A 13896-nucleotide genomic window follows, 5' to 3' on the forward strand; every position below is an offset into this window, starting at 1 on the left:
TAAAAACACTAATAGATATTAATTGTACCAAATGTCAAAGTTGTAGTTTAAGGAAAAATAGCTCAAAAGCTATGGCAAGCAGAACTATCAGTGTAAAGACTGTTGCCAATAATTTATTGGCAACAGTCTTTAAGCTACTAAAAATAAACCCCTAAAACACAAGCTAAAGTCAAACACAAGCACTCAAGCCAGTTTGTTCATTTTAGGCCTAGACCTGCTGGTTGAGGGCTTGTGTTTGGTATTTTTCAATCACGATACTTCGTTATTTCGACAGTTAATCAGTTGTTTGACCGTTAAAGGTGAGTTAGGGCAAGTTTTTTGTCATGTGCTGAGAAAATATTTATAACATTTACATGGTGATATTTTTCAGCATCTCTCTAAATTTATTTAGAGAGATAGATCAACGCCTTGTGGGTCTTTCTTAATCGTGTAAAGTGTGAATAATGAAATTAATGAGACAATAGTAATATACAAACCAATCATCCATGACTGTTGATAAGTTGCCATAATCCATTGCGCAATCATCGGAGCGAACGCACCACCAATAATGGAACCTAATGCATAGCTGATGGATACCCCTGAAAAACGTACTTTAGCAGGGAACATTTCAGCAAATAAAGCTGATAATGGACCATACGTAAAACCTAGGGGAATGGCCCAAACCACTAATGCTAGCATAAATAAAAATGGAGAGTTGGTATCAATCAAAAACCACATTGGAATCGACCATAACGACAATAAGATATAGCCTAATTTAAAAATCCTTAGACGACCAATCTTATCACCTAATATGCCGCCCCAAAGGGTTGATACTAACCAAGAAAAAGCAGCCGCAACTACGATTAGCATGGTCAAAGTAGGGCTAAGTCCTAAGGCTTTTTGACCATAACCCACCATAAAGGCGATAAGGATATAACCACCTGCATTCACTCCCATAAAGATTAAAGCCGCTTTAAGAACTGTTGGCGTGTGATTTTTGAATAACAATGATAATGGTGCAGAGGCTTCTGCTTTACGGCGATGCATGGCTTCAAACACTGGTGATTCTTTAACCGAACGACGGATAAAGGTGCCCACGATGATCAATGCAATCGATAATATAAATGGAATGCGCCAACCCCACTCGAGGTAGGCTTCTTTACCCAAAATCAAATTTAAAAGCAGCAGGACACCAGTCGCTAAAATCATACCGATAGGTACGCCAATCTGTGGGTAAGCCCCAAATAGTGAGCGTTTGTTAAGGGGTGCATGCTCGACAGATAACAATGCTGCACCGCCCCATTCACCACCTGCAGAAAAGCCTTGGATAATACGTAAAAATACCAAAGCCAAGGGTGCTAATACGCCAATTTGCGCATAAGTCGGCAAAAAGCCTATTAAGGTCGTTGATGCACCCATCAAAATCAAGGTTGTTACCAACACCATCTTGCGACCGTACTTGTCACCCAAGCGACCACATACGATTGCGCCTAATGGGCGAAATAGAAATGAGATACCAACGGTTGCAAAAGCGATAATTTGGGCGAACATAGGGTTTGACTTGCTGACTTCAGCGAAAAACAGGGGAGCAAATATGAGACTTGCGGCTTGTGCATAGATGAAAAAATCATACCATTCAATCGCAGTACCAACTAGGGTGGCAGTGAGTACTTTTTTATCCTGATGTATAGCAAGCGAGGCGTTTTCAGCCATTGCGGTGGTGGTTGTCATTAGTGACTCCTTGTCTATGTATTGTCCTAGAAACGACTCGACAGCTTAGCTATCCTAGCCAAACATTACCTGATATAAATTAATGATACTTTTTATTTATTAAAAATAAAATTATGTATCATATTTTTTATAATTTAGCCATTCTACAACCTGACGTCAATATGTTTTATTAATAAAGTTTGCTTTAGTTGAAAAAAAGGAGTCATAACGACTCCTTTTTTGCAGATCCATATAGGTATCAAGCCTTACGCTCAACTAAGGTCAAGATGTCATAAGTTGCGACCAATTCATTGCGTTGGTTTTTAACTTTGATATCCCATACTACGACGCCATGAGCTTTTTCCGCTGGGTCGCGTTGTGCCTTTGGCGTCTTTTGTTTACAAGTTAACTCAACTTGAATGGTGTCACCAATCTTGACAGGCTCAACGAAGCGTAGGTTTTCCATACCGTAGTTAGCGATAACTGGACCAGCTGGTGCGTCAACAAATAAGCCAGCGGCCGCTGATACGATAAAGTAACCATGGGCGACACGCTCGCCAAAGAACGAATCTGCCGCCGCAATTTTGTCCATGTGAGCGTAAAAGTGGTCACCACTCAAGCAGCCAAAGTTAACGATATCTGCCTCAGTCACTGTACGACGTGCGGTCAATAGACGCTCTCCAATACGAAGTTCATCGAATGATTTTTTGAACGGATGGACACGATCTTCAAACACTTGTGCACCAGCTGTCCAGCTGTGACCGACTTGGGTCAAGGCATTGGGTGAGCCTTGGATGGCAGTACGTTGCATGTAGTGTTTAACGGCTCGCAGACCACCAAGTTCTTCGCCGCCACCGGCACGGCCTGGGCCACCGTGTACAAGTAATGGGAGGGGTGAACCATGACCCGTACTTTCACGAGCACTTTCGCTATCTAGGATATGTACACGGCCATGCCAAGGGGCAATTTTTTTCAATAAGGCTTCGATGTTTTCGTCTGCATTGCGCACGATAGAGGCAACTAAGCTACCTTCACCACGTGCTACCAGTGCACCGAGTTCATCTAGGTCGCCGTATGGCATTAGGGTGACAACTGGACCGAATGCTTCGATGTGATGGATGTTTTCGGCTTGGCTTGGGTTATTACAGACCAACACGGTTGGTGGGTAACAGGCTGATTTTTCTGCGTCGTCTACTTGTAAAGTGAAGTCTTCACGTAAGTGACTACCGAATACTACTTCGGCTTCTTGGCTTAGTTGCTCGACTTTTTCTGTGACGTCAAGTTTTTGCTTCACGCTAGCTAATGTACCCATGGTCACGTCTTCACGGCTTGGGTCACCGACCACGACTTTTTGTAGTTTTTCAACTAGGCGATTTTGCGCTGTTTCTAGCAAGGCTGCAGGAACAAACGCGCGACGAATCGCAGTACATTTTTGACCAGCTTTGATAGTAATTTCGCGGAAAACTTCGCGTACAAACAAATCGATAGTTTCATCGTTGGCAGCTGGGCTTAAAATGGCACTGTTCACCGAATCGGCTTCCATGGTGAAAGGAGTTGAATGGGCGTTCAAGTGTGGATGGGCTCGTAGTTTTTGACCCGTTACTGCAGAACCTGTAAAGGTAATGGTGTCTTGGGGATTTAGATGGTCAAACAAGTCATAGGTTTGTCCACATATCAGCTGCAATGAACCCTCTGGCAATAGACCACTTTCATGAATCGCGGCTACCACGGCATGAGTCAGCTCAGCGCCTTCGGTTGCAGGCTTGACGATACAAGGGACACCGGCTAATAGAGTCGGTGCGACTTTTTCTAACATGCCCCAGATAGGGAAGTTAAACGCATCAATATGAATGGCCACGCCCATTTTCGGGCTCAAGATATGCTGAGCGCCAAACGTACCATTTTTTGATAGAGGAATCCAAACATCTTCAACTAAGGCGGTCTCATCGCTTAGCTCACGGCGCACGAGGCTCGAATATGCAAATAAAGTACCGATGCCCCCTTCAACATCGACCCAGGCATCTTTGCGTGTCGCACCCGTTGCCGTGGCCAATGCATAAAAATCTTCTTTACGTTGAAGTAGATATTGTGCGACCAGTTTCAGTGCATTAGCGCGTTGGTGGAATGTCCAGTTGGCAAGCGCTGAGCCATATTCTTTGGCATATTCAACCACTTTTTTGGTATCGATACCAGCGCTACTGACTTGATAAATTGGTTCGCCGGTGACCGCATGATGCACGGTGCGAAAATCGCTTTGTGCAACGTAGGCTTCACCAAGGACGAGTGAGCTTAACGTTTTAATGTCTGACATATAATAACTCCTTTTATGATACATTATAGATAAAAATAAAAACTTAACGTGTCATAATCTGTATTCAAATCACCAAAAAGTCAAGCATATTTAATATTATTAATATTTTTTTAAAAATTTATTATTATAAATATTGTTTTAAAACAGTATCTTATTAATAAAATGGCTAAAAAATAAAACGATACATAAAAATAGATGTTGATTTTAAAAAAGTATCGCTTTATGTTATATAACACAAACACTTGTTAAGGACGAGGTATCACATGAACATGCAAGTAGAATTATTTGACAACAAGATTGAAAAGGACATTTCAATTGAGCCAAAAGATTGGATGCCAGATGCTTATCGTAAAACGCTCATTCGCCAGATTGGTCAGCATGCACATTCAGAAGTAGTTGGTATGTTACCTGAGGGTAATTGGATTACACGTGCACCAACACTCAAGCGTAAAGCCGTATTGTTGGCCAAAGTTCAAGATGAAGCAGGTCATGGATTGTATCTATACAGCGCCGCTGAAACCCTAGGCGCAGATCGTGACGATATGATGGACAAACTCGTTGCTGGCCGCATGAAATACTCATCAATATTTAACTACCCAACTCTAACGTGGGCTGACATCGCTGCCATCGGCTGGTTGGTTGACGGCGCCGCTATCGTTAACCAAGTGGCGCTTTGCCGGACGTCATATGGTCCATATGCTCGCGCCATGGTTCGTATCTGTAAAGAAGAAAGCTTCCACCAACGTCAAGGCTTCGAAGCCATGATGGTATTGGCGAATGGTACACCTGAACAAAAAGCCATGGCACAAGATGCAGTCGATCGCTTCTGGTGGCCTGTGCTGATGATGTTCGGTCCAAATGATGATAATTCACCCAACAGTGCTCTTAGCATGGATTGGAAAATCAAACTATTCAGTAACGATGAGTTGCGCCAAAAATTCGTGAATAACACCGTCTCACAAGTGTTACAACTTGGTTTAACCATTCCTGACAAAGATTTAACGTTTAACGAAGAAACCGGCAACTATGAATTCGGTGAAATCAATTGGGACGAACTCTTTGCCGTGATTGCTGGTAAAGGCCCGTGTAACCATGAGCGTATCGAAGCCCGACGTAAAGCTTGGGAGGAGGGCAAATGGGTTCGTGACTCTGCTGCTGTCTATGCACAGAAACAACACACCAATACTCAAAAAGCCGCTTAATGTTTTTTAAAGGAAAATTAGCCATGGAAAGCAAAAATAATTGGTCACTTTACGAAGTTTTTATCCGTAGTAAACAAGGTTTAAGTCATCGTCATGTTGGTAGCTTGCGCGCGCCAGATGATGAAATTGCTCTGCAAAACGCACGTGATGTCTATACTCGTCGTAATGAAGGTGTGAGCATTTGGATAATGAAGTCAGAGCTGATCACCTCATCGCAACCTGAGGAAAAACCAGAGTTTTTTGAGCCATCACTCGACAAGGTATATCGTCATCCTACCTTCTATCAAATTCCAGACGGTATTGAGCATATTTAAGGTAGGAGATAATCGATGAATAACCAAGCGTTAACACAATTTTTACTTCATGTTGGTGATAGCCAATTGATCCTATCGCACCGCTTGTCTGAATGGTGTGGACATGCCCCTGAGCTTGAGCTTGATATTGCTTTGTCAAATATCGGTTTAGACTTATTGGGCCAGTCACGTACGGTGCTGAGTCTGGCTGGACAAATCGAAGGCTTGGGCCGTAATGAAGATAACTTAGCTTTTTTACGTACCGAACGTGAATATCGCAACCTATTGCTATGTGAACAACCCAATGTAGATTTTGCCCAAACGATGGTGCGTCAATGGTTGATGGATCATTACCATGTGTTATTACTTGACGCATTAAGCCAAAGCAGCCACGTAGATATTGCAGCCTTTGGTGTAAAGTCGTTAAAAGAAGCAAAATATCACTTACGTTTCTCACATGCATGGATGGAACGCCTAAGCCTAGGCACCGATGAAGCACATCACAAAACGCAACAAGCGCTGAACAACCTATGGCGCTTTACTGCTGAATTGTTTGAACTCACCGCTGACGAACAAGCCTTGGTTGATAGTGGTGTCTTACCGAAACTCGATCTTCTAAAAGCTGAATGGTTAGCGCAGGTTGAAAGTGGATTGGCACATTTGAACTTAACGTTGCCTGAGATTGGCGCATACCGCCGTGGTGCGAAGCAAGGCGCTCATACCGAACACTTGGGTTATATTTTGGCAGAATTACAGTACATGCAACGTACTTACCCAAATATGAATTGGTAAACATACACGACAAGGAGTCATAGTATGCGGTTAATTCCACAAGTCACAGATGCCTGCTGGAAAGCTCTTAATGAGGTTCATGATCCAGAAGTGCCTGTTTTGACCGTGCTTGACTTAGGCATGATTCGAGGCGTTGATATCAACGCAGATAATGAAATCGTGGTGCGTTTAACACCAACCTATAGCGGCTGTCCAGCAACTGATATGCTAAAAGATGAGATTATCAACACGTTTACAGAACGTGGGCTGACCCCTGTAAAGGTGGTGGTTGACTTGTCTGAAGCTTGGACGACCGACTGGATGAGTGAGGCAGGTAAGCAAAAGCTGCAAGAATATGGCATTGCACCGCCGCAAGGCGATTCACACAGCTGTGGTACTCACGTGGCGCTAACCGATGGTTTGACCTGTCCCCATTGTCGCAGTCAAAAAACCCAACTGATTAGCGAATTTGGTTCAACTGCGTGCAAGGCGCTGTATAAGTGTCTCGACTGCCTTGAACCGTTTGATTATTTTAAATGCATCTAAGATAGGGGTAGTCGCGAGATCACACGTGACAGTAAGCTCACTAACTAAGCAAAATGAAAGAAGGATTTTCGCATGAGTCAATTTTTGCCACTAACTATCAAGTCTATCCAGCCACAAACTGAGCAAGCGATTTGCATTGCATTTGACCTTGCTTCGGAAGACGCGGCAACCTTTAAGTACCAACCAGGTCAACATTTGACCATCCGTCACATGACAGACAATGGCGAAATCCGTCGTTGCTACTCAATCTGTAGTGATGTGCAAGAAGACATGAGCATTGCCATCAAGAAGATTGATCAAGGACAATTTTCTACTTGGGCAAACGAACACCTAGAAGTAGGCCATACTCTAGAAGTTATGCCACCCCAAGGAGTTTTCTTTCAAAAAGCCGCTAAAGCTGGTGGTCAAAACTATCTAAGCTTTGCTGCTGGTAGTGGTATTACCCCAATTTTATCTATCGTCAAAACGGTGTTAAGCACCCAACCAGATGCCAATTTTACCTTGGTATACGGCAATCGGTCATGGAAACAAACCATGTTTTCTGAGCAAATCATGGATCTTAAAGACCGTTTTAAAACGCGCCTACAACTGGTCAATATTTTCTCACGTGAGATGAGTGACAGTGAGATTTTTAATGGCCGTATCGATGCGAACAAATTACAACAGTTGTTTGACGCCCAACTTATCAGTGCTGATGTCGACCACTGTTTTGCCTGTGGCCCAGAAGAGATGATGGAAGCCATTGAGACCGTATTGCCAAACATTGGTATCGATCGCAACAACATCCATACCGAACGTTTCTATACGGGGACTGTCAATAAACCAACTGCCCAGCAAATCGAAAAACGTAGCGAAGAACGCGTCAATATCATTTTGGACGGACGTGAACTGATCGTTGAAGTGTCAAAACAAGATGACAGCATCTTAGATGCGGCATTACGTGCGGGTGCTGACTTACCCTATGCCTGTAAAGGCGGTGTGTGTGCCACTTGCAAATGTAAAGTGATCGAAGGTGAGGTCGAAATGGCCGTTAACTATAGCCTTGAGCAAGAAGAGTTAGATAAAGGCTACGTACTCAGCTGCCAAGCATTACCTATATCAGCCAACATACGATTGAGCTTTGACGCGTAATAGTTAGACGTTAGCAACCTAGCTATTTATCGTTTTTATATTCAAAGTAGGGTTTAGCAAAAACTCCTTATTTCATTGTTTTTATTAGGATTCAGGGATGAATTACATTAAAACCTCAAGCCCAAAAGAAGGCGTTGCATTGATTGAGCTTAATCGCCCAGAAAAACGCAACGCCTTAAATAACGCTACTTTGCAAGAAGTCGTTGAACAGCTTCAAGCCTATGACGCTGACACCGATGTAAAAGCGGTCGTTATTACTGGCAACACCCAATGCTTCGCTGCGGGTGCAGATCTTAATGAACTTATTCAACTCGATACCGTTAGCTTACAAACCGATATTCGCCCAACCTTATGGAAGCGAATCGATGAATTTACCAAGCCGCTATTAATCGCGGTCAATGGCTATGCACTCGGTGCCGGCTTTGAGCTGGTACTGCATGGTGACATCGTGGTTACGGGCGAAAATGCCCAATTTGCGCTACCTGAAATTGGCTTGGGTATGCTACCAGGGGCAGGGGGGACACAGCGCCTCGCACGCTTAGTTGGTCAGCAGCTTGCTATGCGTTGGGCGATGACAGGTGAGAGGATTAATGCATTAAGCGCGCAACAACATGGAATTACCACCCAAATCTGCCCAAGCGAGTTGACCGTACAATACACCATTGGTTTGGCTGCCAAAATCGCCAAACAAGCCCCTTTGGCCATTCGCGCTATCAAACAGTCACTTAAAACCATCCACGAAGTGAACTTAAGCCAAGGCCTCAAGCAAGAACGTCAGCTATTTGTTTGGCTTGCTGCCACCCAAGATCGCCAAGAAGGCATCCGTGCATTTTTAGAAAAACGTCAACCAATTTTTAGAGGTATGTAATGGACTATCAAACGATTATCGTCGAAGAAAAAAATGCTGTCGGCTATCTTACCTTAAACCGCCCAAAACAGCTTAATAGCTTTAATGAAGTAATGCACAAAGAAGTGTCCAGCGTGCTAAAAGCATGGTCAAAAGACAGTACCATTCGCGCTGTAGTGCTCTCTGCTGAAGGTCGTGGTTTTTGTGCAGGTCAAGATTTAGGCGATCGCGCAGTTGCCCCGAATGCTGATGCGCCAGATTTAGGCCTATCTATCGAGACTTATTACAACCCACTGATTAAGCTGATTACTGATATGCCAAAGCCTGTGATCTGTGCGGTAAATGGCGTGGCTGCCGGTGCCGGTGCGAACATCGCTTTGGCGTGTGACTTGGTATTGGCAGCCAAATCAGCCTCATTTATCCAAGTGTTTTGCCGTCTTGGGCTTGTACCAGATTCAGGCGGTACATGGTTCTTACCACGCGTTGTCGGACGCGCTCGTGCGATGGGCTTAGCCATGCTAGGCGATAAGCTATCTGCTGAACAAGCGATGGCGTGGGGCATGATTTGGCAAGTGGTCGAAGATGGAGCGCTACGTAGCGAAGCCAGTAAGTTGGCCGAAAACTTGGCCAGCCAACCGACCTACGGCCTAAGTCTCATTAAAAAAGCCATCAATGTCTCCGCGGACAATAGCCTAGAAGATCAGCTAATCTTAGAGCGAGACTTGCAGCGACTTGCTGGCCGCTCAGCTGACTATAAAGAAGGTGTCCAAGCTTTTATGCAAAAACGCACCCCAATTTATCAAGGACGTTAATCATGGAAACGAGGGATTTATCAAAAGCAGACATTGCCGTTATTGGGGCAGGCACGATGGGGATTGGCATTGCACAGTTGGCCGCTATGCACGGTCACACGACCTATCTCTTTGACCTAGATGTTGCCAAAAGTCAAGCCGCCTTAGCGGGACTAGAAAGCCAACTTGCCAAACGAGTCCAAAAAGGCAAGATGTCTCAAGTGCTACTTGATAGCACCCTAGAGAACTTATCTATTATTACAGATATTAATGAGATGGCAGCGGTGCAGTTAATTGTTGAGGCGATTGTTGAGCGTCAAGACATTAAACAGCAGCTTTTTGTCCAATTGGCTGATATTTGTGCTAACGATACAATTTTTGCATCAAACACGTCGTCAATATCGATTACAGCGATTGCCTCAGCAGTATCAAACCCTGAGCGTGTAGTAGGCTTACACTTCTTTAATCCAGCCCCAGTGATGAAACTTGTTGAGATTGTTCGCGGTTTACAAACAGCGACTGAGATTACAGATGGCCTGTTTGACTTGATGAGTGCTTGGAAAAAGGTACCGGTAATCGCCAAGTCTACCCCAGGCTTTATCGTCAACCGTGTGGCGCGTCCATACTACGCTGAAGGCTTTCGCGCACTGCAAGAAAACGCGACCACACCTGCGCAGCTTGACTTTATCATGCGTGAATCAGGTCGTTTTGCCATGGGGCCATGCGAGCTAACAGACTTAATTGGCCAAGATATCAACTTCTCGGTGACCCAAAGCGTCTACCAGGCTTTCTTCTATGAGCCACGTTACCGCCCATCGTTGGTACAAAAAGAATTGGTCGATGCCGGGTGCTTTGGCCGTAAATCTGGCCAAGGGTTTTATGACTATAGCCAAACGCCAGCAATCCCTGCCTATACGTTACCCACCGTTGAAGAAACCGATGCCGCGCTGCCTAACATTATCGTACGCGGTGATTGGCTTTATGCCAAAGGGTTGGTTGAACGCTTACAAGTCGCTGATAGCCTCACAGTGACTCTTGAAGATGCAAACCAGAACAGTATCGGAATTGGTGATGTCAGCATCCGTTTATCACTGGGTGAATCCGTGGAGATTGACCATGGTGATGCCAAAGTCATGCTGATGGACTGGCACGCGGACTGGTCACAAGCCCGCGCTGTTGTATTGGCTGCCTCGATGGCCTGTAATGATGATGAGCGTGAGCTGGTGACGCAAGCCTTTGCCCGACTTGACGTGCATGTTATTTGGACTGCCGACCATCCTGGTTTATATGTTTTACGCACCATTGCTATGCTCATCAATGAAGGCTGTGAAGCAGTGTTACATAACATCGCTTCTGAAGCAGACATCGATGCGGCCATGAAGTATGGCGTAAATTACCCCAAAGGTCCGTTTGAATGGGCACAAATGCTTGGCTACGACACCGTGCTTAAGACGCTAAATAACTTACAACGTATTTATGGTGAAGAACGTTATCGTGCCAGCCTGTATTTGGTAAAAAAAGCCGTCACCTGTCACACGGCAAGCGCTTAAACTCATTGATTTACTGTAAGGGAAGCTATAATGCAACAAGTGTATATTTATGACGCTATTCGCACCCCAATCGGGCGCTATGCCGGTGGCTTAAGTAGTGTTCGTACGGATGATTTGGCAGCTTTGCCTATTCAACATCTAAAAGATCAAAACCCAAATTTGCCATGGGATAAAGTTGATGAAGTAATCATTGGCTGTGCTAACCAAGCCGGCGAAGACAACCGTAATGTAGCGCGTATGGCAACTTTACTTGCAGGCTTGCCTGATAAGGTACCTGCTATCACTGTTAATCGTCTCTGTGCTTCTGGTATGGACTCGATTGGCATCGCCTCACGTTTGGTAAAAACGGGTGAGGCCGAGTTTGTATTGGCTGGTGGTGTCGAGAGCATGAGCCGCGCACCCTATGTCCAATCGAAACCGACCAGTGCCTTTCACCGCGCACCAGAAATTTTTGACACCTCCATCGGTTGGCGCTTCATTAACCCATTAATGAAAGCCGCGTATGGTGTTGATAGCATGCCAGAAACTGCCGAAAACGTGGCTGAGAAATATCAAATCAGCCGCGAAGACCAAGACCTATTCGCGCTACGTAGCCAACAGAAAACTGCCGCTGCCCAACAGGCAGGTCTCTTTAACGAAGAGATCTTACCAGTTGAAGTTAAAACGAAAAAAGGCAGCGTGATTGTTGACCAAGACGAACACCCACGTGCGGATTCTGGCTTAGAAGCCCTTACTAGCCTCAAAACCCCATTTCGTAAGGAGGGCGGTTCAGTGACTGCGGGTAACGCATCAGGTGTCAATGATGGTGCTGCTTGTGTACTAATGGGTAGCGAACGCTTTGGTCAAGCACACAATCTAACGCCGCAAGCGCGTATTATTGGTATGGCGAGTGCTGGTGTCGAGCCGCGCTATATGGGTATTGGCCCTGTGCCTGCAGTACTAAAAGTGCTTGAGCAAACCGGATTAACATTAAGCCAGATGGATGTTATCGAGCTTAACGAAGCATTCGCCGCGCAATCCCTTGCCGTAATTCGTGAACTGGGTCTTACCGATAATGACACACGTATCAATCCAAATGGTGGGGCTATTGCACTAGGTCATCCTCTAGGAATGAGTGGTACACGTTTGGTCATCACCGCAATGAAAGAATTAAAACGTCGTAACGGTAAGTATGCGTTATGCACCATGTGTGTGGGTGTGGGTCAAGGCGTGGCAATGGTGGTAGAAAACGTCTAATCACGTCTTTAACAGAGTTTTTTAATTGGAAATGTAGTCAGGATGACTACGAAAAGGAGTTTTACATGAATCATAATGTTATGGAACACATCGAAACCGCGTCAGTAGACGAATTGCGTAGCGTACAGTTGAAACGTTTGAAAGAAACACTCAAAAACGCATACGAAAATAACCCTGTTTATAAGAAGAAATTTGACCAAGTCGGTGTTCACCCAGAAGACTGCCAATCATTAGAAGATTTAGCTAAATTTCCATTCACCACCAAATCAGACTTGCGCGACAATTACCCGTTCGGTATGTTTAGCGTCCCACGTGAACAAATCGTCCGTGTTCATGCATCATCAGGTACTACTGGCCAACCTACCGTTGTCGGTTATACCAAGCAAGATATCGTGACTTGGTCGGATGTCGTAGCACGCTCACTGCGTGCGGCTGGCCTGACTAGCAAAGATACCATTCAAGTATCCTACGGTTATGGCCTATTCACTGGTGGCTTGGGTGCGCACTATGGTGTTGAACGATTAGGTGCAACGGTTATCCCAATGTCAGGTGGCCAAACTGACCGCCAAGCCCAGCTAATCCAAGACTTTAAACCAACCGCATTGATGGTCACCCCTTCTTACTGCTTGAATATTATTGAAGCATTGGAGCAAAAATTTGGTACTGCCAAAGATTGTTCTATCAAAACCGGTATCTTCGGGGCTGAACCGTGGACTAACGCCATGCGCCAAGAAATCGAAACGCGTTTAGGTATCGATGCGTTAGATATATACGGCCTGTCAGAAGTCATGGGCCCAGGTGTCGCCATGGAGTGCTTAGAATCTAAAGATGGCGCAACCATTTGGGAAGACCATTTTTACCCAGAAATTATTAACCCTCAGACCGGAGAAGTACTACCAGACGGCGAGCTTGGCGAATTGGTGTTTACCACTATTACTAAGGAGGGTATGCCCATCATTCGTTACCGTACCCGAGATCTGACCCGCTTATTACCAGGTTCTGTACGTACTATGCGTCGTATGGAAAAAATTGTTGGCCGTAGTGATGATATGATGATCATTCGTGGCGTTAATGTCTTTCCGTCGCAGATCGAAGAACAGATTTTACAAATACCAAAATTACTGCCAAACTATCAGATCCATATCCTCAAGCACGGTCACTTAGACACCCTATGTATCCATGTTGAGTCACGTAGTGATGCCAATGATATCGAAGTGATGCAGTTTGCAAATACACTTAAACAAAAGATAAAAACCATGGTGGGTATCAGCGTTCATGTAGAAGTCTCACCACAAGGTATGTTACCTCGTTCTGAGGGTAAAGCTCAACGTGTTATTGACCTACGCAATACTGCTGTACCTGCCTAATGTAATTTAACCCCGCGCGATAGTCCCTTGGGTATTATCGCGGGTCTTTTAGACGATGAATAAATGATATGAATGCTAAATTAAAACAATGTATTGATGAGCTTACCAGTGAAGACGTATTAAGTGGCACCTCGTTAATTATGTCAATCTTTGGTGATTGTA

General features: G+C 44.8%; 12 protein-coding genes. 10 read left to right on the forward strand and 2 right to left on the reverse strand.

Features of this window, described 5'->3' with window-relative positions; translation table 11 throughout:
- Window positions 1–387 precede the first annotated feature (387 nt).
- Window positions 388–1710, reverse strand: a complete 1323-nt coding sequence (locus ACT3QQ_RS12545; RefSeq protein ID WP_444523695.1) for an MFS transporter — start codon at window positions 1708–1710, stop codon at window positions 388–390.
- A 238-nt stretch (window positions 1711–1948) separates the two neighbouring features.
- On the reverse strand, window positions 1949–4000 hold the full coding sequence (gene paaZ / locus ACT3QQ_RS12550; RefSeq protein WP_444528254.1) for a phenylacetic acid degradation bifunctional protein PaaZ: 2052 nt from the start codon (window positions 3998–4000) through the stop codon (window positions 1949–1951).
- 263 nt (window positions 4001–4263) lie between these two features.
- On the opposite strand from paaZ, the gene paaA reads away from it, so the two are divergent.
- The 10 genes from paaA (at window position 4264) to paaK (ending at window position 13734) form a co-directional block, all read left to right on the forward strand.
- The gene (gene paaA, locus ACT3QQ_RS12555) at window positions 4264–5202 is read left to right on the forward strand and encodes a 1,2-phenylacetyl-CoA epoxidase subunit PaaA (RefSeq protein ID WP_444523697.1); all 939 of its coding nucleotides are present in this window, start codon (window positions 4264–4266) and stop codon (window positions 5200–5202) included.
- Window positions 5203–5225: 23 nt separating this feature from the next.
- Complete coding sequence (paaB, locus tag ACT3QQ_RS12560) at window positions 5226–5516, forward strand: 1,2-phenylacetyl-CoA epoxidase subunit PaaB (protein WP_444523698.1); 291 nt, start codon at window positions 5226–5228, stop codon at window positions 5514–5516.
- A 15-nt stretch (window positions 5517–5531) separates the two neighbouring features.
- Window positions 5532–6287 (forward strand): 1,2-phenylacetyl-CoA epoxidase subunit PaaC, encoded by a 756-nt coding sequence (paaC, locus tag ACT3QQ_RS12565; protein ID WP_444523699.1) that lies wholly within the window; start codon window positions 5532–5534, stop codon window positions 6285–6287.
- 24 nt (window positions 6288–6311) lie between these two features.
- A complete protein-coding gene (gene paaD, locus ACT3QQ_RS12570; RefSeq protein WP_444528255.1) occupies window positions 6312–6812 on the forward strand; it encodes a 1,2-phenylacetyl-CoA epoxidase subunit PaaD in 501 nt (166 codons plus the stop codon).
- 72 nt (window positions 6813–6884) lie between these two features.
- Entirely contained in the window at window positions 6885–7943 is a 1059-nt protein-coding gene (paaE, locus tag ACT3QQ_RS12575; RefSeq protein ID WP_444523701.1) for a 1,2-phenylacetyl-CoA epoxidase subunit PaaE, read from the forward strand.
- A 97-nt stretch (window positions 7944–8040) separates the two neighbouring features.
- Complete coding sequence (locus ACT3QQ_RS12580) at window positions 8041–8811, forward strand: enoyl-CoA hydratase-related protein (RefSeq protein WP_444523702.1); 771 nt, start codon at window positions 8041–8043, stop codon at window positions 8809–8811.
- Window positions 8811–9602, forward strand: coding sequence for a 2-(1,2-epoxy-1,2-dihydrophenyl)acetyl-CoA isomerase PaaG (paaG, locus tag ACT3QQ_RS12585; RefSeq protein WP_444523703.1), 792 nt, complete (start codon window positions 8811–8813; stop codon window positions 9600–9602). Before ACT3QQ_RS12580 ends, paaG begins: the two co-directional genes overlap by 1 nt.
- 2 nt (window positions 9603–9604) lie before the next feature.
- The gene (locus ACT3QQ_RS12590) at window positions 9605–11131 is read left to right on the forward strand and encodes a 3-hydroxyacyl-CoA dehydrogenase (protein ID WP_444523704.1); all 1527 of its coding nucleotides are present in this window, start codon (window positions 9605–9607) and stop codon (window positions 11129–11131) included.
- 30 nt (window positions 11132–11161) lie between these two features.
- Window positions 11162–12367 (forward strand): 3-oxoadipyl-CoA thiolase, encoded by a 1206-nt coding sequence (gene pcaF / locus ACT3QQ_RS12595; protein ID WP_444520405.1) that lies wholly within the window; start codon window positions 11162–11164, stop codon window positions 12365–12367.
- A 65-nt stretch (window positions 12368–12432) separates the two neighbouring features.
- Window positions 12433–13734, forward strand: coding sequence for a phenylacetate--CoA ligase PaaK (paaK, locus tag ACT3QQ_RS12600; RefSeq protein WP_444523705.1), 1302 nt, complete (start codon window positions 12433–12435; stop codon window positions 13732–13734).
- Window positions 13735–13896: the final 162 nt, after the last annotated feature.

It is taken from the genome of Psychrobacter sp. AOP7-A1-24, from assembly GCF_052376235.1.
GTDB lineage: Bacteria > Pseudomonadota > Gammaproteobacteria > Pseudomonadales > Moraxellaceae > Psychrobacter.

What these genes read in the sequence shown, in the direction of transcription:
- ACT3QQ_RS12545 (WP_444523695.1), bottom strand. Translation starts at nt 1,710, where the DNA reads ATGACAACCACCACCGCAATGGCTGAAAACGCCTCGCTTGCTATACAT.
- paaZ (WP_444528254.1), bottom strand. Translation starts at nt 4,000, where the DNA reads ATGTCAGACATTAAAACGTTAAGCTCACTCGTCCTTGGTGAAGCCTAC.
- paaA (WP_444523697.1), top strand. Translation starts at nt 4,264, where the DNA reads ATGAACATGCAAGTAGAATTATTTGACAACAAGATTGAAAAGGACATT.
- paaB (WP_444523698.1), top strand. Translation starts at nt 5,226, where the DNA reads ATGGAAAGCAAAAATAATTGGTCACTTTACGAAGTTTTTATCCGTAGT.
- paaC (WP_444523699.1), top strand. Translation starts at nt 5,532, where the DNA reads ATGAATAACCAAGCGTTAACACAATTTTTACTTCATGTTGGTGATAGC.
- paaD (WP_444528255.1), top strand. Translation starts at nt 6,312, where the DNA reads ATGCGGTTAATTCCACAAGTCACAGATGCCTGCTGGAAAGCTCTTAAT.
- paaE (WP_444523701.1), top strand. Translation starts at nt 6,885, where the DNA reads ATGAGTCAATTTTTGCCACTAACTATCAAGTCTATCCAGCCACAAACT.
- ACT3QQ_RS12580 (WP_444523702.1), top strand. Translation starts at nt 8,041, where the DNA reads ATGAATTACATTAAAACCTCAAGCCCAAAAGAAGGCGTTGCATTGATT.
- paaG (WP_444523703.1), top strand. Translation starts at nt 8,811, where the DNA reads ATGGACTATCAAACGATTATCGTCGAAGAAAAAAATGCTGTCGGCTAT.
- ACT3QQ_RS12590 (WP_444523704.1), top strand. Translation starts at nt 9,605, where the DNA reads ATGGAAACGAGGGATTTATCAAAAGCAGACATTGCCGTTATTGGGGCA.
- pcaF (WP_444520405.1), top strand. Translation starts at nt 11,162, where the DNA reads ATGCAACAAGTGTATATTTATGACGCTATTCGCACCCCAATCGGGCGC.
- paaK (WP_444523705.1), top strand. Translation starts at nt 12,433, where the DNA reads ATGAATCATAATGTTATGGAACACATCGAAACCGCGTCAGTAGACGAA.